At 65.3% G+C, this 213-nt stretch carries 1 protein-coding gene; it reads right to left on the reverse strand.

Going from position 1 to position 213, the window contains the following annotated elements:
* Positions 1-213, reverse strand: a 213-nt coding sequence (locus ACM6G4_RS00035; protein ID WP_414912730.1) for a DUF5801 repeats-in-toxin domain-containing protein, incomplete at both ends; no start/stop codon positions are given.

A 213-nucleotide genomic window follows, 5' to 3' on the forward strand; every position in this document is an offset into this window, starting at 1 on the left:
GAGGGTCGCCAGGGCGCTGTCGCCGTCCCCGTCGGTCTTGGTCGCGGTCAGCGTTACCAGGTTGTCCGAGGTCAAACTCCTCGAATCATCAGGATTGCTTGTGTTGGCATGCACCACGGCGCGGCTCTGGTCGAGCGTGACGCTGCCGTTGGCGGCGACGCTGACCGTGAACACCAGCAGGTTACTGAGGGCCGTACGCCCTTCGACCACCGC

This window comes from Pseudomonas sp. IT-P258 (genome assembly GCF_949767825.1).
Taxonomy (GTDB): Bacteria; Pseudomonadota; Gammaproteobacteria; order Pseudomonadales; family Pseudomonadaceae; genus Aquipseudomonas; species Aquipseudomonas monachiensis.